Below are 17,356 nucleotides of genomic sequence, written 5' to 3' on the forward strand. Positions count from 1 at the left end.
CAGGACCTGGACCAGGACAGCGACATCGACCAGGACCTCGACAGCGACCAGACCCAGGTGCAGGACGCGGACGCGGACCTGGGCGAGTCGGTTCGTGCGGACGTCGAGCAGGACCTCGACACCGAGCTCGCCGACCTGTGACGACGCGGCTTTGCCAACCGAACAGTGACAACTGAACAGAACGGGCCCCGGCGAGTTCGCCGGGGCCCGTTTCGTCGTTCTCCGCTCAGCCGGTCACGCCGTTCAGGGCCGCGAAGTAGCCGTTCGCCTGGCCGGAGGCCGTCGGGTGGTACGACTCGTCGATCGGGAACGTGACGCTGTGCAGCCACCAGTCGCCGCCCGGCGCGCAGATCTCGTGACCGGAGAAGGCCGCCCGGCCGTCCACGAAGTCGAAGCCGGCCGCGGCCGCGCGCGCCGAGACGACGTCGGCGAGCACGTCCGAGCTCTGGTTGATCGCGGCACGCTTGGTCTCCGACAGGCCGACCGAGCAGTCGCCGTTCAGCGTGTAGATGTGCGGGTAGCCGAGCACGACCACGCGGGCGTCCGGCGCCCGGTTGCGGATCTCGGCGTAGACGCCGTCCAGCCGGCCGGGAAGCTCGGACTGGGCGAACGCCTGCGCCTCCTGGTTGCGGCTCACGCAGCTGTCGTCGGAGCCGAGGTTGCAGTCGGTCATGACGTCGGCGAAGCCGGCGTCGTTGCCGCCGATGGAGATCGTCACCAGCTCGGTGTCCGGGGTGATCGCGCCGACCTGGCCACCGGTCACGTCCGAGGTCACCGCGCCGGAGCAGGCGACGAACTCGAAGGCGGACGGGGCGTGCGAGTTCGCCCAGAGCTGCGGGTAGGCGTTCGCGCTGCGCTTGCAGCTCCCGCTGTCGCCGTAGTCGCCGGCACCGAGCCCGGAGGCGTAGGAGTCGCCGAGCGCGACGTATTTCCCGGCCGCCACCTCGGCGGCGATCGCCGGCGCGGCGATGCCGCCCGCCGCGGCGACCGCGACGAACGCGGCGATGACGTACTTGCGAGAGAGGCGCATGTCCCCGACCTCCACTGTGATTTGCGCTACGTCACTCATGATTACCGGACCGTCACAACCCGTCGAATCGCTTCGTTAGTCGTTAACAGTTGCCAGAGAGGCGCGAACGGAGTACCGGGCACTCGCCCGTTTGCGGCGGTGTTAGCGCTCGCTAACCGGCCGGATACCATGGTCACGTGTCGACCCGACGGGAACAGATCCTCGCCGCCGCGGCGGAGCTCTTCGCCCGCCACGGCTTCCACGGCGTCGGCATCGACGAGATCGGCGCGGCGGTCGGCGTCTCCGGACCGGCCCTGTACCGCCACTTCCGCAGCAAGGACGCGATGCTCGGGGAGATGCTGACCTCGATCAGCGAGATCCTGCTCGCCGGCGGCCAGGAGCGCCGCGACGCGCACGAGCCCGCGGCCGTCCTCGCCGAGCTGGTCCGCTTCCAGGTCGACTTCGCGCTGGACAACCCGGCGCTGATCACCGTGCAGGAACGCAACCTCGGCAACCTGACCGAGCCGGACCGCCGCCGCGTCCGCGCGCTGCAGCGGCGCTACGTCGAGGTCTGGGTGCAGGCGATCCGCGACACCGCCGCGGGCATCGAGGAGCCGACCGCCCGGGCCGCGGCGCACGCGGTGTTCGGCCTGATCAACTCCACCCCGCACAGCCGCCATCTCGGCCGCGCGGGCATGGCGACGATGCTGCGGGAGATGGCGCTCGGCGCGCTCGCCCGCGTGCGGGCCGACGAGCCCACGGGCCTGTCGAACGCGAGCTGACCGAAGAGGGAAATCCCTTCGTCCATCCGGGTGAACCCGCATCGTCGTCGCATGTGTCCGTTAGTACTGTTTCGGTCACAGATCCGATTCGGAGAGGGTGCACGGTGTCGCAGCAGACCAACTGGGTTCCGACCTCGGTCGACCTCGAGAAGCCCAGCGCGGCAAGGGCCTACGACTACGTCCTGGGGGGCAACCACAACTTCCAAGTCGATCGCGACTTCATCGAACAGGTCATGCACAGGCAGCCGGAGGCCCGCCGGTTCGCGATCATGAACCGCGCCTTCATGCGCCGCGCGGTGCTCTTCATGGTCGAGCGCGGCATCCGGCAGTTCCTCGACCTCGGCTCCGGCATCCCGACCGTCGGCAACGTCCACGAGATCGCGCAGGAGGCCGACCCGACCGCGCGCGTGGTGTACGTCGACAACGAGCACGTCGCGGTCGCCCACAGCCAGCTCATCCTGGAGCACAACGAGAACGCCACGATGGTGCAGGCCGACATCACCCGGCCCCGGCTCGTCCTCAACGACCCGGAGACCCGGCGGCTGCTCGACTTCGACCAGCCCATCGGGCTGCTCGCGATCACCATCGGCCACTACGTCCTCGCCGACCAGGACCCGGTCGGCGTGTTCGCCAGCTACCGCGACGCGCTCGCGCCCGGCAGCTACCTCGCGCTGACCCACCTCACCGCGGACTTCGACGAGGCGAAGGGCTCCGAGCTCACCGAGTTGATGGAGCAGACGCAGAACAGCATCATCATGCGCACGCGCGAGCAGGTCCTCGAGCTCTTCGGCGACTTCGAGTTCGTCGAGCCGGGCCTGGTGACCACGGCCCAGTGGCGGCCGGAGGGCGAGGCGCCGGACCCGTCGCTGAACGACGGGCTCTGGGCCGGCGTGGCGCGAAAGAGTTGAGCGGGAGCAGACCACCGACAGCCGGGAAGCCTCCCGGCTGTCGGCGCACGGTGTCCGTGAGTATCGTCGTGGTCACAGGCTGATGGACACCTATCCCGTGCACCCCGCGCCTCCCCCGGCATCCCGGCGGGAGGAGCTCGCGCACGCCTGGACGACGCACACCACCTCGTCCGCCTACATCCCGCGCGCGGTCGTCGAGATCGAGGAGCTGCTGCTCGAGCTCGTCGACCAGCTCCTCGCCGCGCTCGCCCCCGACGGCGAGCCCGAGGCCACCGGTGCCGAGGTCGGCGCGCGGCTGGTACGCGAGGGCTTCATCGACCCGACCGCGTTGCGCGCCACGATCGACTCGCTCACCACGGGCCTGCTCGGGGACATCGAGCACACCCCGGACACCGAGCTCGCCCGGCGGACCGTGGCGATGCTCGGCGCGCTGTCCACCGGCTACGCCGAGGGCCTGCGCAGCTACACGCTCACCCAGCAGGAGCAGGTCAAGCAGGCCCTGTTCAACGCGATGGTGCGCACCGAGCACAACCTGCGCGCCACGGAGAACCGCTTCCGCGAGGTGTTCACGTCCTCCGCGGTCGGCATCGCGATCACCGACCTCGACGGCATGGTCGTCGAGTCGAACCCCGCGCTGTCCGGGATCCTCGCGTGCCCGCCCGGCCAGCTCGCCGGCCGGCAGCTGCCCGAGTTCTTCCTGTCCGACGACGAGATGCCCGCCGCCGGCGGTACGCCCGGCGACGTGCGGAACGGCTACCGCCGCGTGCTGGCCGGCGAGGCCGAGCGCGTGCGCGAGCACCGCAGGCTGCGCAAGGAGAACGGCGAGACCGCGTGGGCGTTCCTCGCGATCTCGCTGCTCCACGACGGCGCGGGCGACCCGGCGTACTTCGTCACGATGGTGCAGGACACCAGCGAGCTGCAGCTGCTCCAGGACCGGCTGAGCCACCAGCTGCTCTACGACGCGCTGACCGGCCTGCCGAACCGCCAGCACTTCGCGTCCAAGTTGGAGAGCACGCTCGGCCAGGCCGAGCCCGGTGGCACGGTCACGCTGTGCTTCGTGAACCTGGACGGGTTCGCCGGGATCAACAACAGCCTCGGCCACCAGTTCGGTGATCGTCTACTCCGGACCGTCGCGGGCCGCCTGGAGGCCGCGGTCGAGGGCGAGAAGGCGTTGCTGGCGCGGATCGGGCCGGACGAGTTCGCCGTGCTCATCGAGGACTCGCCCACCACGCCGATCATCGACGACATCGTCGGGCGGATCAACGCCGAGCTCGCCGAGGCGGAGTACATCGACGAGCGCGGGGTCGGCGTCGGCGCGAGCATCGGAGCCCTCCGCTGCGGCGTCGCGGAGATGTCGCCCGTGGAGCTGTTCCGTGCCGCGGACACCGCGCTGCGCAAGGCGAAGGCGAGCGGCCGGCGGCAGTGGGCCGGCTTCCACGCGCAGGAGGACGGCCCGGACCGGGAGCGCGACGCGCTGGCCGCCGAGGTGCCCGCCGCGTGGGAGAACGGGCAGCTGACCGTCGTGTACGAGCCGGTCGTGCGCCTCGCCGACGAGCGGACGATCGCCGCGCGGCCGGTGCTGTCGTGGGACCGCGGCGACGGCGGGACGATCGGTCACGGCGACTGCGTGCAGCTCGCCGAGCGCACCGGCATGTCCGTCCAACTCGGACCGATGGTGCTGCGCGACGTCTGCGGCCGGCTGCCCGAGCTGCGGGCCGCGCTCGGCGACGACTCCGGGCCGCTGCTGCGGATCGAGCTGTCCCGCCTGCAGAGCGGCGACGGCGACCTCGTGCGCGCGGTGCACCGGGCGATCAAGGAGACCGGCGCGCCGGCCGAGCTGCTGGAGATCGGTCTCGACATCGCGGCCGTGCTCGACGACTACGGCGACGCGCGCGACAACCTCGAGGTGCTCGCCGACGTCGGCGTGGCCACCGCGCTGTACGGCTTCCAGGGCGGGCCGCGCGAGCTCGACCTCGTGTCGGACACCAGGGTCCGGACCGTCACGCTCGGCGTGGACGGCGCCGGTGCCGCGGGCCGGGAAACCGCGAGCGCGGTGCTGCGCGAGGAGACCGAGCGGCTGGTGCGGGCGGTCGTGGCCGGCGGACGCGAGTGCTCGGTGCTCGACGTGCGGACCGAAGCCGAGGCGCGGTGGTGGGCGAACGCCGGGGTCACCAGCGTGCAGGGCAGCATGTTCGGCCCGCCTGTGCCCGCCGGAAATCTCGCCGCACTGGCCGAAATGTCCCGACCTGTCTCCGCCGGTTGAGTAACGCTCGATCGAGTCTGGGGGAAGATGTGGCCGTGGACCCGCACACCGACCCGGACCGTGACAGGCGTGTCGTCGAGGCCGCGAGCCAGGCGCTCGCGGCGATGAAGGCCGCCGTTTCGGACGGGGACGCGGCTGACCGGGTGACCGAGACGTTCCGGGCGAACCCGGCGAGTGTCGCGGACGCGCAGGAGATCATGCTGCTGCTGTTCCGCGAGTGCAGCGCGATGGTCGCCGCACTCAGTTCCGGTGGCACCGCGCCGGTGAAGATGCAGGTCTACGACAACGACGGCCAGGAGGTGCCGATCGACGAAGCGGACCCGCCTGTCCGCACCGCCGTGCGCACGCTGCTGGCCGAGGTGCACGGGGACACCGAGGCGGCGAAGACCCACATCGAGATCGCGCTCGCGAACGCCGCGCCGGACGAGATGGTGACGCTCATGGTGCAGGCCCTGCGCTGGACGATCCGGCTGTCGGCCGAATGCACGAGCCGGGATCTTCCGGTCGCCGAGTGGATCACGACCGCGTTGTCCTGATCGACTTTCCCCACTTTCGTGTGTTGACAGTAACTGACCGACCGCGCATTGTCATGGACACCGTCTTACCGATGAGTAGACAACGAGGTCTCCATGCGCCGGTTGCTGCCCCTGCTCACCACCGCCGCCGCGATAGCGACCGCCACGGTCGCCACCGTCGCGATCTCCGGAACCGCCAGTGCCGCCCCGTTCGGCAAGTACGTGGCGCTCGGCGACTCCTACGCCGCCGTGGGCTCGCTCGGCAACATCCACGGGGACCCGATCGGCTGTGGCCGCGCCACCGACAACTACCCGTCGGACGTCGCGTCCCGGCTCGGCGTGACCTCGTTCGTCGACGCGACCTGCGGCGGCGCCGAGACCGTCCACATGACACAGCCGCAGTCGGTGACCGGCGGGGACAACGCGCCGCAGTTCGACGCGCTGACCGCGGACACCAGCCTCGTGACGGTCACGATCAGCGGCAACGACATCGGCTTCAGCGACATCGCGAAGACGTGTGCGGAGAAGAGCTTCACCAACCCGTTCGGCTCGCCGTGCAAGGACCACTTCACCGAAGGCGGCACCGACCAGCTGGCCGAGCGGATCAACGCGGTCGCCGGCCCGGTCGACGCGGTGCTGGACGGCATCCACGAGCGCGCGCCGCAGGCCACCGTCGTGCTCGTCGGCTACCTGCGGATCCTGCCGCCGAGTGGCGGCTGCTGGCCGGTCGTCCCGTTCTCCCGCGGCGACGTGCCCTACTTCGACGGCGTGGAGCACCAGCTCAACGCGATGCTCGCCGCGCAGGCCGGCGCGAACAACGCGGTGTTCGTCAATCCTGGCGACGTCCTCGGCCACGACGTCTGCTCCGGCGACAAGTACGTCGAGGGCCTGATCCCGGAGACGCTGTCGGTGCCGGTGCACCCCAACGCGCACGGCCAGGACTTCGTCGCCGGCCTGGTGGCCGACGCCCTGAGCTAGTGTCCCGTGCGGATATAGTCAGCGCGGATATAACGACGCTGGACCGTATGCTGTGGACATGGCGCAGCGCAATCCGCCACCGCTGACCCCCGCCGGTTACCAGGTGCTGGTGGCACTCGCGGGCGGCCGGACGCACGGCTACGCGGTGATGCGGTTCGTCGACGAGGTCACCGGCGGCTCGGTCCGGCTCGGGCCCGGCACGCTCTACCGCACGATCGCCCGCCTCGCCGCGGACGGCCTCGTCGAAGAGGTCGAGGGCCAGCAGGCGGACGACCCGCACGATGCGCGCCGCCGCTACTACCGGCTGACCGACCTCGGCCGGGAGGCCGCGACCCGGGAGACCGAGCTGCTCGCCCGGCTCGTGGACGTCGCGGCCGGCGCCGGGCTCCTCGCCGATCGGCGCCGCACGGTGTCATAGCAGCCGGCCGCACACGCTCACCCCGTTCGTCCGCGACGTGACCGCAGCTCCTGCCACGCCAAGGCATCGGCGCCTCCCGCACGGGCGCGATCCTCTTCGTCGCGCTCGTCACCGGCCATCCCCGACTTCCGGCCCCTTGACGCCATTCTGTTTGCGATGCAAACCTATGTGCATCGCAATCGAGTTTGGGGATCTCATGACTGACGAGGACGTCCCGGACCGGGACGAACAGACCGCGACCGACCTGCTCGACGACATGCGGACGCTGCGCGCGCGGGTCCGCACCGACCGGCACGGCTTCGCCTTCCCGCTGTTCCTGTTCGGCGCGCTGATCCTGCTGGCGCCGCTGACCTACGTCTCGACGCCACTCGATCCGGGCGTGACGTTCGAGATGGTGCAGCGCGGCCCGTTCCCGCAGTTCGCGCCGATGTTCGGCAACGTGAAGTACCCGGGCGTGATCGACTGGTACTGGGTGCTCACGATCGTCGGCGGCATGGCGCTGACCGGCTGGTGGTACCGGCGGCGCGCGCTGCGGCTGGGCGTCGAGACCGACACGCGCACGCCGTTCGTCGCGGCCGGCGCCGCGCTCGCGGGCTTCCTGTTGTGGGAGCCGCTGCTCAACGGGCTGCTGACCGAGTACGGGACGCTGTACTCGTCCCCGAAGATCAACCTGCCGATACTGGTCGTCTCGGCCGTGGCCGCCACCGCGGTGCTCGCCTGGGCGTTTCGTCCACAACGGACGGATACGCAGCGCGCGGCGGGGGTGTTCGCCGGGATCCTGCTGGCGTCGCTCACCTTCGCCACGGTCGGCATCTACATGATCAAGGGCTTCTCCGCGCTGCTTGCGATCGCGGCCGCGCTGCTGGTCCTCGCGTGGTGGGAGCGAAGCGCGCTGCTCGCCGTCGTCGGCGTGCTGTTCACCGCGGCGTCGATCCCGGCGAACCACCCGCTGTGGTACTGGGACCTGGGCTACGTGTTCCAGGAGCTCGGCTGGACGACCTCGTGGGACGACGGGACCGTGTTCGCGTTGCAGAACCTGTTGCTGCCGGGGCTGATCCTGCTCGCGGGCGGGGCCGTCGCGGCGCTGACCCGGCACGGGGCGGCGCCCCGTGAGTGACCATCCGACGAACGGCCTCAACGACGTGGTGCACCAGAAGCACCGGCTGGGCATCCTCACGATCGCGTCGGAGTCCAAGCGGGTCGAGTTCGGCTACCTCAAGGACACGCTGCAGCTGACCGGGGGCAACCTGTCGCGGCACCTCACCGTGCTGGTGGACGCGGGCCTGCTGGACATGGAGAAGGGCTACGACGGCAGGCGGCCGAAGACCTGGGTGAGCATCACGCGGGCCGGCCGGCAGGCGCTCGCCGACGAGGTCGCGGCGCTGCGCGCGCTGGTGACCCGGCTCGGCGAGTAGCCCAGCGCGGGGCGAAGGGGGACGATCGCGGGGTGATCACCGTGCAGGGCGTGGTGGACCGGGTCGGTCCGACGCTGCTGCACGTCCGGCTCGGCGCCGCCGCGACCCACGTCAACGACGTGGTCATCGCCGAGCCGGGACGCAAGGACCAGGTCGGCGACGGCGACCTGGTCCTCGGCGTCTCGGTGCACACCGTCAAGGACGCGGTCGAGCTGATCCGCCACTGCGGGGCGCAGGGCGCGGCGGCGGTGCTGCTCAAGCCCCCGCTGCCGGCCCGCAGCGCGGTGCGCTCCGCGGCGCAGACGGCGGAGGTCGCGGTCGTCGAGGTGCACTCGGGTGCGGCGTGGGCGCAGGTGGTGTGGCTGTTGCGCTCGGTGCTCGACGCGGCGGCCGACGAGCTCGAGGGCGACACCCGGTCGAGCGGGCTCGGCGACCTGTTCCGGCTCGCGGACGCGGCCGCGGCGGTCGTCGACGCGCCGGTCACGATCGAGGACGCGAACTCCCGGGTGCTCGCGTACTCGGCGCGCCAGGACCGCACGGACTCCGCACGCGTGTCGACGATCATGGGCCGCCGCGTGCCGGACGACGTGCTCGCCCGCTTCCGCTCGCGGGGCGTGTTCCGCGAGCTGTCCCGCGGCCGCACGACGATCTTCGTGCCGGCGCAGCAGGACGGCACGCTGCCGCGGCTGATCGTGCCGATCCGGATGGGCGGCGAGCTGCTCGGCTCGATGTGGGCGGTGGTCAGCGGGCCGGTGGCGGACGAGCGGGCGGCGGCGTTCGCGGACACCGCGCCGGTCGTCGCGCTGCACCTGCTCCGCCGCCGGGCGACCGAGGACGCCGAGCGCGCGCGGTCGGCCGAGCTCGTGCGGGCGGTGCTCGAGGGCCGGGGCAGCGTGCGGCTGATCGCGGCGGAGCTTGACCTGTCCGACGAGCCGCACCGGGTGGTGGCCATCGCGAGCCGGGCGGACGACCCGCTGGGCGCGGAGGGCATGCGGCTCGCGTTGTGGGAGCGGATAAGCGCGGGCGTCGGGCGGCGGCCGGCGGTGGCCGAGCTGCACGACGTCCTCTACGCGGTGGTGCCGGACCGGGCGGGCGAGGGCGGCTGGCCGTCGCTGCGCGACGCGCTGACCGTGGACCGGACGCCGCCGCTGGTCGCGGCCGGCCCGCCGGTTCGGCTCGCGGACCTGGTCGACTCGAAGGCGCTGGCCGAGGAGACGCTGGCGCTGCTGCGGGCGGGGCTGCTCGACGGTCCGGTGGCGAGCCACGAGCAGGCGTGGCCGGTGCTGGTGCTGCACCGGGCGGCGGTGGCCGCGGCGGGGTCGGGCGCCACCGAGTTCGGGCCGCTGCCGCGGCTGCGCGCGCAGGACGAGGGTTCAGGCACCTCGTACGTGGACACCCTGTACGAGTGGCTGCGGCATCCCGGCGATCCGCGGGCCGCGAGCAGGGCCTTGCGGATCCACCCCAACACGCTGCGGTACCGGATGGCGAAGCTGACCGAGCTGGCCGGCGTCGACCTGGACGATCCGGACGTGCGGCTCGCCCTGCTCACCCAGCTCACCGCGTTACGGTGGCGTTGAGCCGGTCTCCAGCGGACTGTGCTCGCGGCACCAGCGAGTCGCTGCACACTCGTGCGCGCAGAACGATGACTACCACCCATCGTTACTCCATTGTGGTCTTTGACACCCATCTGGCCTAGTCGGGAGGATTTCGTGAAGGTCGCCGTTCCCCGTGAGATAAAGAACCACGAGTACCGCGTCGCGTTGACGCCGGCGGGCGTGCACGAGCTGACCTCGCACGGGCATGACGTCTTCGTCGAGGCCGGGGCGGGTGTGGGGTCGTCGATCACCGACGAGGAGTACCTCGCGGCGGGCGCGAAGGTGCTCGCGTCGGCGGACGACGTATGGGCCGAAGGGGATCTGGTCCTGAAGGTGAAGGAGCCGATCGCGGCCGAGTACCCGCGGCTGCGGTCCGACCAGGTGCTGTTCACGTACCTGCACCTGGCGGCGGACGAGGCGCTGACGAAGGCGCTGATGGCGGCCGGCACGACGGCGATCGCGTACGAGACGGTGCAGCTGCCCTCGGGTGCGCTGCCGCTGCTCGCGCCGATGTCGGAGGTGGCCGGCCGGCTCGCCCCGCAGGTCGGGGCGTACTCGCTGATGATGCCGTCGGGTGGCCGCGGGGTCCTGCCGGGTGGCGTGCCGGGCGTGGCGCCGGCGCAGGTCGTCGTCATCGGTGGCGGCGTCGCCGGGCTGAACGCGGCGCAGATCGCCGTGGGCATGGGCGCGAGCGTGCAGATCCTGGACACCAACGTGGACCGGCTGCGGTTCATCGACCAGCTGTACCGGGGGCAGATCCGCACGGTCACGTCGAACAAGTTCGCCGTCGAGGAGGCCGCGCGCGAGGCGGACCTGGTCATCGGCGCGGTGCTGGTGCCGGGCGCGCGGGCGCCGAAGCTGATCTCGAACGAGCTCGTGGCGCGGATGAAGCCGGGCTCGGTCCTGGTGGACATCGCGATCGACCAGGGCGGCTGCTTCGCCGACTCGCGGCCGACCACGCACGCGGACCCGACGTACCAGGTGCACGACTCGGTCTTCTACTGCGTCGCGAACATGCCGGGCGCGGTGCCGCGGACGTCGACCTACGCCCTGACGAACGTGACGATGCCGTACGCGGTGAAGCTCGCGAACCACGGCTGGCACGAGGCACTGCAGGCGGACCCGGCCCTCGCGCTGGGCCTGAACACGCACGCGGGTGCCCTCACGAACGGCCCGGTGGCGCAGGCCCACAACCTCGAACACACCGAGTTGAGCGAATTCCTCAACTAATCAACATCCCCTGGTACCTGAGAACGAGAAACGGAAAAGGCGCTGGTCATAGCCATTGGGCAACCAGCGCCTCTTCCGAGGTGAGGGTATAGACACAACCGTAGAAACGATTCAACGCGAATGGCGCTAGCGATCCGACGACCGCGCGAAGCTGCCATCTTGTTATCGACGGAACTCAAATCGCAGCCCCCGGTTGCAGCGCAGTAGACAGATACGGCATATCCTTCTGTTGGCGGCCCGCTCCCAGTGACCCCCAGGCTGGTTGAGCGGGCCGCCCCTTGTGCGCGCCCCACCGCCACCTGACGCTTCGTCCCACGCAGCAGACGAATGACGCGCGGCGGCTCCTCGACAGCGTTCCCGTCGACGACGATGACGCCTTGGTGTCGACGGCGCGGCGATCGGCGCGGCGACCGGGAACGTCGATTAGCGATTTCGCGATTACGAGTTGGCCGGCTACCAAGATCACCCGAAGCGCTACGGGCCGCGACTGCTACTCCGACGTTCACTCGGATCGGGGCGTCCATCCACGATCGAGTGAGAATCCGAGCAATGGAGTGAAGTCGTCGATTGCCACTTTGGCCGACGGTTTCGGGGACCGATGTCGTTACGGTGACTGAACCTCGCTGGTCCGTCAGCTGCAACGATCCGTTCGGCCGGGACCGCGCGTTGACGGTCCTGGTGGAGGACGAGCGAATCGTCCTCGTCCCCCCGGCCGGGGCCGCCGCGGTGCTCTCCGCGCAGCAGGCCCGGCGGCTGGGGTTGACGCTCGACCAGGCCGCCGTCCGCGCCCAGGACAGACGGGCAGGCTGACTCAACCACCATCCACCCGCCCGTCCGCACCATCCGCCGGAACGCGACCAACACTTTTGATCCCGGGCAGGCGGACGGCGCTCAGGTAGGCGCTGATCGCGTCGCGGTTGCGGGCCAGGCACTGGATCTTGGCGTCCATCTGGTCCCGGTGCCGCTCCAGGTCGGCGATCAGCTCGGGCGTCGCGTCCGTGACGTGGATCGAGCACGGGTCGTCCAGGCACGGCAGGATCTCGCGGATGATGCGGGTCGGCACGCCCGCGTCGAGCAGGCCGCGGATCTGGACGACGCGGCCGACCAGCCGCTCGTCGTACGAGCGGTAGCCGTTGGCCGAGCGGTCCGGGTCCAGCAGGCCCTGGTCCTCGTAGTAGCGCAGCAGCCGGGTCGGCACCCCGGTACGCGTGGCCAGCTCACCGATACGCACGACGACCTCCGTCACACGGGCTTTCCTTCACACTAGTGTCAACCTTTGAGCATGGGCCTATGAGACCGACGCTCGCCGTGCTCTCGGTGGCACAGTTCCTCATCGCGCTCGACTACTCGATCATCTACATCGCCCTGCCGAGCGTGGCCGCCGACCTGCGCCTCGAACCGTCGCTGGCGCAGTGGATCATCAGCGCGTACGCGGTGCTTTTCGCCGGCTTCCTCGTCGTCGGCGGGCGGCTCACCGACCGCGTCGGCGCGAAACGCCTGTTCGTCGTGGCCGTGGTGTTCTTCGGGGCGGCGAGCGCGGTCGGCGGTCTGGCCGGCGACGGCGCGGTGCTGCTCGCCGCCCGCGGCGCGCAGGGGCTCGGCGCGGCCATGCTGCAGCCGGCGATCATCGGGCTCATCGGCACCACGTTCGCGGCCGGCCCGGCACGCAGCCGCGCGCTCGCGGTGTGGGGTGGGGTCGGCGCGTCCGGCCTCGCCGCGGGCGCGCTCGTGGGCGGGCTGCTGACCACGGCCTCGTGGCGGCTCACGTTCGTCATCAACGTCCCGCTCACGGTGCTCTGCGCGGCCGGCGCCCTCGTCTGGGTCCGCGCCGCGGCGGCCGGCGTGCGCGACCGGATCCCGCTGCGCGCCGCCGTTCTCGGCACCGGCACGGTCCTCACGCTCGTCCTCGGCCTCACGCTCGGCGCCGACCAGGGCCAACGGGCCTGGCCGACGTTCGCCAGCCTCGCCGCCGCGGTGGTGCTCTTCGCCGCGTTCGTCCGCAACGAGCGCGGCGCGCCACTGATCGAGCCCGCCCTGCGCCGGGTGCGGACGCTGCGTCTGGGCGCACTCGCGACGGCCCTGTACATGGCGAGCGTCGGCTCGGAGTTCTACCTGCTCACACTGCTGCTGCAGAGCATGAAGGGCTACGACGCCCTGCGGGCCGGGCTCGCCTTCGTGCCGCTCGCCGTCCTGGTGACCGTAGGCAACGCGGCCGCGGGCCGCCTCGTGCGGACCCACCGGCCGGCGACCGTGCTGGCCCTCGGGTTCGCCACGGCGGCCGCGGGCCTGCTGTGGCTCTCGCTCGCGCTGCACGGCGACTCGTACGCCACGGACCTGCTGCCCGGCCTGCTGCTGTCCGGCTTCGGCCACGGCGTGATCTACACGGCCATGTTCGTCATCGGCACCCAGGACGTGCCCGACGAGCACCAGGGCACCGCGGGCGCGCTGCTGACGACCTCGCAGTACCTGTCCGCGGCCGTCACGCTCGCGGTGCTGACGCTGGTACTCGGACCGGCCCCCGACCACGCCGCGTTCCGGGCCGCGTTCCTGGTCACCACCGCCGCGGCGGCCGGCGGGCTCGCGCTGGCGACCGCTAGCCTCGTCCGCCGGAGCGTCCGGCTCCGCGTCGACTCGGCGGCAACGCGCCCGGTTTGCCCAACGTCCGGTTAGGCCATACGGCAAGATGTCCCGCACGACTCGGCAAGCAGGAGGGCCCGTGCAGGACGGTAGCGGCCGCATTGTGGTGCAGAACCTCAGCAAGAACTTCGGCAACGTGGCCGCGGTACAGAACCTGAGCTTCCAGGTCGAGCCCGGGTCGGTCACCGGGTTCCTCGGCCCCAACGGCGCGGGCAAGACGACGACGCTGCGCATGCTGCTCGGCCTGGTCACCCCGACCGCGGGATGGACCACGATCAACGGCCAGCCGTTCAGCGGGCTGGGCAACCCGGGCCGGATCGTCGGCGCGGTGCTCGAGGCGCAGGGCTTCCACCCGGGCCGCACCGCCCGCAACCACCTGCGGGTCTACGCCGCCGCGATGGGCATGCCGGACCAGCGCGCGGACGAGGTGCTCAACCTCGTCGGCCTCGGCGCGGCCGGCGAGCGCGCGGCCGGCGGGTTCTCCCTCGGCATGAAGCAGCGCCTGGCCCTGGCCACCGCGCTGCTCGGCGACCCGCAGGTACTGGTCCTCGACGAGCCGGCTAACGGCCTGGACCCGGAGGGCATCGCCTGGCTCCGCACGTTCCTCAAGGCGTTCGCGAGCAGCGGCCGCACGGTGCTGATCTCCAGCCACCTGCTGGCCGAGGTCGAGCAGACCATCGACCAGGTCGTGATCATCAGCCGCGGGCAGACCATGTACTACGGCATGCTCGAGGACCTGCGGAAGTCGCAGCAGAGCCGGGTCGTCGTGCAGCCGGCCGACGCGAGCAAGCTCGCCACCGCGCTGCAGGAAGCGCAGATCACCAACATCACGCCGCTGCCCGACGGCAAGGTCGCGGTCGTCGGCGCCACCGTCCAGCAGATCGGCGATGTGGCCGCCAAGGCCGGCGTCGCGCTGTACGGCGTGCAGGAGGAGAAGGCCGACCTCGAGCAGCTGTTCTTCCGGCTGACCAGCGGCCAGTACGCCGCGCCGGGCATGGTTCCGCACGGCCAGCTGCCGGCCGTGCCGCCGGGGGGCTACGGCACCCCGCCGGGTGGCTACGCGCAGCCGGTCGCCCAGCCGGCTCCCCCGCAGCAGTACTACCAGCAGCCGGGCCAGCAGTCCGGCTACCAGCTGCCGCCGCAGGGCTACCAGCAGCCGGGCTACCCGCAGACCCAGCAGTACCCACAGGGCGGCTACCAGCAGCAGCCGTACCAGGCGCCCGGCTACACCCCGCCACACGGCGGTTGGGGCCCACCGAGCGGACCCCAACCGACGCAGCAACAGCCGCCGGGCACGCCGCCCGGCGGGTGGGGGCCACCGAGCGGACCGCAGCCCACCCAGCAGCAACCGACCGAACAGGAACAGCAACAGCAGCAGCCCGGTCAGGGTGGAACCGGAGGTAACGCCTGATGGGCCGCCTGATCGCCGCGGAGTTCCGCAAGATCCTCACGACCAAGCTGTGGTGGGCGCTGCTCATCCCGGCTGTCGGTCTCGCGCTCGGCTGGGCCTGGCTGTCCGCGATCTTCTTCACCGACGTGGCGAACGAGATCGAGGACGCGCTCGACGTCGCCGGCATCAACGACGCCGAGCTCTCGCTGTCCTCGCTGGCGCTGACCAGGGCGATGAACTTCGCCACGCTGTTCCCGATGACGTTCGGCGCGCTGGCGCTGGCGAGCGAGATCAACCGGAAGACGATCACGACGAGCTTCCTCACCGCGCCGAGCCGCGCGTCGGTGCTGGGCGCGAAGGGCGTGGTCTACACGGTGTGGGGCCTGGTCTACGGCATCGTCGTCGCGCTGGCCGCGAGCCTCGGCGTGCTGATCGGCACGGACGGTGCGCTGCCCAGCGCCGGCGACTGGATCATCATCCTGCTCACCGGCATCCTGTCCTGCATCCTGTGGACGCTGCTCGGCATGGGCGTGGGCGCTCTGCTCGGCTCACCGGTCGCGACCTTGGTGATCCTGTTGCTGTACGCCGCGCTGGTCGGCCCGGTCGCCGAGCTGATCATCACGGTGTCCACCGAGGGCTCGAACATCGCGGGCGTGATGCCCAACGGCTCGGCGAACGGGTTGACCGGGTCGACCGCGGCGCAGCTGCTGTTCGACCAGATCCAGTCGCTGGTCGGCGACCAGCCGACCCCGCAGCAACGCGAGGACTTCGACACGATCGCGCGGGCGGGCGCCGGTGCGCCGGGCGCGTTCTCGCTGTGGATCAGCGGGTTGATCTTCGTCGGCTGGACGGCGTTGTTCTTCGTCACGGGCCTGATCCGCAACCAGCGGCGCGACATCACCTGACCCGGTCGCGGGCCGCCTGTGGATAACCGACGGCGGCTTGTCGGTGGATCGTCCTAACCTGGATCTCGTGCCCGATCACACTGTCGATCCCTCCCGTGGCTGGATTCGCCGGCTGTCCGCTGCCTGCTGGCGGCACCGGCGGCTCGTTCTGCTCGCACTCGTGTCGTCGGTGATCGGCGTCGGCTTCCAGGCCGCCGGTCCCCTGCTGGTCAAGTTCGTCGTCGACGACGCGGTAGCGGGGCGGACGGACGGGCTCGGCTGGCTGGTCACGGCGCTGGTCCTGATGGAGCTGTTGACGTTCGGCTCCGCGTTCGTGCGCCGGTACTTCGGCGGCCGGCTCGCCCTGGACGTGCAGCACGACCTGCGCCAGCAGGTGTTCGGCGCGGTGCAGCGGCTGGACGGCGCCAAGCAGGACGCGCTGCGCACCGGCCAGGTCGTGTCCCGGTCGATCACCGACCTGCAGCTCGTACAGGGCCTGCTGATGATGGTGCCGTTGTCGGTCGGCACGATCGTGTTCGCGCTGGCCGCACTGGGCGCGATGCTGTGGCTCTCCCCGCTGCTGACGCTGATCGCGCTGGTCGTGACCCCGGTCGTGGCGTTCGTGGCCGCGCGCAGCCGAAAGGTGCTGTTCCCGGCGTCGTGGTCGGCCCAGCAGCGCGCGGCCGACCTGGCCCAGCACGTCGAGGAGACCGTCACGGGCGTCCGCGTGGTCAAGGGCTTCGGCCAGGAGGCGCGCGAGGTACGCCGGCTCGACAAGACGGCCCGGCAGCTGTTCGGCGAGCGGATGCGTACCGCGAAGCTCACCGCGCGGCCGGCCGCCACGCTGGTCGCGATGCCGAGCGCGGGTCAGGTCGCGGTGCTCGCGCTCGGCGGGTACATGGCGATGAACGGCCAGGTCACGCTGGGCACGTTCCTCGCGTTCGCGAGCTACGTCGCCAACCTCGTCGGGCCCGCCCGGCTGGTCGCCGGCCTGCTCGTCAGCGTCCAGCTGGCGCGCGCCGGCGTGGAGCGGGTATACGAGCTGATCGACTCGAACCCCACGGTCACCGACGCGCCGGACGCGGTCGACGTCCCGGCCGGCCCGGTGGAGGTCCGGCTCGACGACGTCAGGTTCGGGTACACGCGCAGCGAGCCGGTGCTCGACGGGATCTCGCTCGCCGTGCGGCCGGGCGAGACGCTGGCGCTGGTCGGCCCGGCCGGCTCGGGCAAGTCGACGGTGTCGCTGCTCCTACCCCGGTTCTACGACGTGCACGAGGGCGCGATCACGGTCGCCGGGATGGACATCCGCGCGCTGCGGCTGGCGTCGCTGCG

General features: G+C 71.4%; 17 protein-coding genes. 15 read left to right on the forward strand and 2 right to left on the reverse strand.

The genetic code is table 11. The annotated features are described in order from the left end of the window. Window positions 1-226 precede the first annotated feature (226 nt). Window positions 227-1,030, reverse strand: a complete 804-nt coding sequence (locus VH969_RS11250; protein ID WP_331973634.1) for an SGNH/GDSL hydrolase family protein — start codon at window positions 1,028-1,030, stop codon at window positions 227-229. Window positions 1,031-1,206: 176 nt separating this feature from the next. Here VH969_RS11250 and VH969_RS11255 point away from each other — a divergent pair, with 176 nt between their 5' ends. The 11 genes from VH969_RS11255 to VH969_RS11305 all read left to right on the forward strand — a co-directional run bounded on the left by VH969_RS11255 (window position 1,207) and on the right by VH969_RS11305 (window position 11,923). Beyond that, window positions 1,207-1,791 carry an SACE_7040 family transcriptional regulator gene (locus VH969_RS11255; RefSeq protein WP_331973635.1) on the forward strand — a complete coding sequence of 195 codons (585 nt, stop codon included), beginning with the start codon at window positions 1,207-1,209 and terminating at the stop codon, window positions 1,789-1,791. Between the two features lie 104 nt (window positions 1,792-1,895). Next, on the forward strand, window positions 1,896-2,699 hold the full coding sequence (locus VH969_RS11260) for an SAM-dependent methyltransferase (RefSeq protein ID WP_331973636.1): 804 nt from the start codon (window positions 1,896-1,898) through the stop codon (window positions 2,697-2,699). Between the two features lie 82 nt (window positions 2,700-2,781). Further along, window positions 2,782-4,962, forward strand: coding sequence for a diguanylate cyclase domain-containing protein (locus tag VH969_RS11265; RefSeq protein ID WP_331973637.1), 2,181 nt, complete (start codon window positions 2,782-2,784; stop codon window positions 4,960-4,962). 104 nt (window positions 4,963-5,066) lie between these two features. After that, entirely contained in the window at window positions 5,067-5,498 is a 432-nt protein-coding gene (locus tag VH969_RS11270) for a hypothetical protein (RefSeq protein ID WP_331973649.1), read from the forward strand. A 93-nt stretch (window positions 5,499-5,591) separates the two neighbouring features. Further along, complete coding sequence (locus tag VH969_RS11275; RefSeq protein WP_331973638.1) at window positions 5,592-6,455, forward strand: SGNH/GDSL hydrolase family protein; 864 nt, start codon at window positions 5,592-5,594, stop codon at window positions 6,453-6,455. A gap of 58 nt (window positions 6,456-6,513) precedes the next feature. Then, complete coding sequence (locus tag VH969_RS11280) at window positions 6,514-6,873, forward strand: PadR family transcriptional regulator (RefSeq protein ID WP_331973639.1); 360 nt, start codon at window positions 6,514-6,516, stop codon at window positions 6,871-6,873. 196 nt (window positions 6,874-7,069) lie between these two features. Next, window positions 7,070-7,990, forward strand: a complete 921-nt coding sequence (locus VH969_RS11285) for a hypothetical protein (protein ID WP_331973640.1) — start codon at window positions 7,070-7,072, stop codon at window positions 7,988-7,990. Continuing rightward, entirely contained in the window at window positions 7,983-8,288 is a 306-nt protein-coding gene (locus VH969_RS11290; protein WP_331973641.1) for a transcriptional regulator, read from the forward strand. The genes VH969_RS11285 and VH969_RS11290 overlap by 8 nt, the downstream gene beginning before the upstream one ends. A 32-nt stretch (window positions 8,289-8,320) precedes the next feature. After that, window positions 8,321-9,865 carry a PucR family transcriptional regulator gene (locus tag VH969_RS11295; RefSeq protein ID WP_331973642.1) on the forward strand — a complete coding sequence of 515 codons (1,545 nt, stop codon included), beginning with the start codon at window positions 8,321-8,323 and terminating at the stop codon, window positions 9,863-9,865. A gap of 132 nt (window positions 9,866-9,997) precedes the next feature. Next, entirely contained in the window at window positions 9,998-11,113 is a 1,116-nt protein-coding gene (ald, locus tag VH969_RS11300) for an alanine dehydrogenase (protein ID WP_331973643.1), read from the forward strand. A gap of 609 nt (window positions 11,114-11,722) precedes the next feature. Next, entirely contained in the window at window positions 11,723-11,923 is a 201-nt protein-coding gene (locus tag VH969_RS11305) for a hypothetical protein (RefSeq protein ID WP_331973644.1), read from the forward strand. A gap of 1 nt (window position 11,924) precedes the next feature. Here the strand turns inward: VH969_RS11305 and VH969_RS11310 are convergent, their stop codons facing one another. Continuing rightward, window positions 11,925-12,344, reverse strand: coding sequence for a MerR family transcriptional regulator (locus VH969_RS11310; RefSeq protein WP_331973650.1), 420 nt, complete (start codon window positions 12,342-12,344; stop codon window positions 11,925-11,927). 59 nt (window positions 12,345-12,403) lie between these two features. On the opposite strand from VH969_RS11310, the gene VH969_RS11315 reads away from it, so the two are divergent. The 4 genes from VH969_RS11315 to VH969_RS11330 form a co-directional block, all read left to right on the forward strand. Further along, on the forward strand, window positions 12,404-13,783 hold the full coding sequence (locus VH969_RS11315) for an MFS transporter (RefSeq protein ID WP_331973645.1): 1,380 nt from the start codon (window positions 12,404-12,406) through the stop codon (window positions 13,781-13,783). A gap of 46 nt (window positions 13,784-13,829) precedes the next feature. Continuing rightward, window positions 13,830-15,161 carry an ABC transporter ATP-binding protein gene (locus VH969_RS11320; protein WP_331973646.1) on the forward strand — a complete coding sequence of 444 codons (1,332 nt, stop codon included), beginning with the start codon at window positions 13,830-13,832 and terminating at the stop codon, window positions 15,159-15,161. Then, a complete protein-coding gene (locus VH969_RS11325) occupies window positions 15,161-16,045 on the forward strand; it encodes an ABC-2 transporter permease (protein ID WP_331973647.1) in 885 nt (294 codons plus the stop codon). Before VH969_RS11320 ends, VH969_RS11325 begins: the two co-directional genes overlap by 1 nt. Window positions 16,046-16,112: 67 nt before the next feature. Next, window positions 16,113-17,356: ABC transporter ATP-binding protein (locus tag VH969_RS11330; RefSeq protein WP_331973648.1), on the forward strand; the 1,244-nt coding region annotated here is incomplete at its 3' end.

It is taken from the genome of Actinophytocola sp., assembly GCF_036555685.1.
Lineage (GTDB): Bacteria > Actinomycetota > Actinomycetes > Mycobacteriales > Pseudonocardiaceae > Actinophytocola.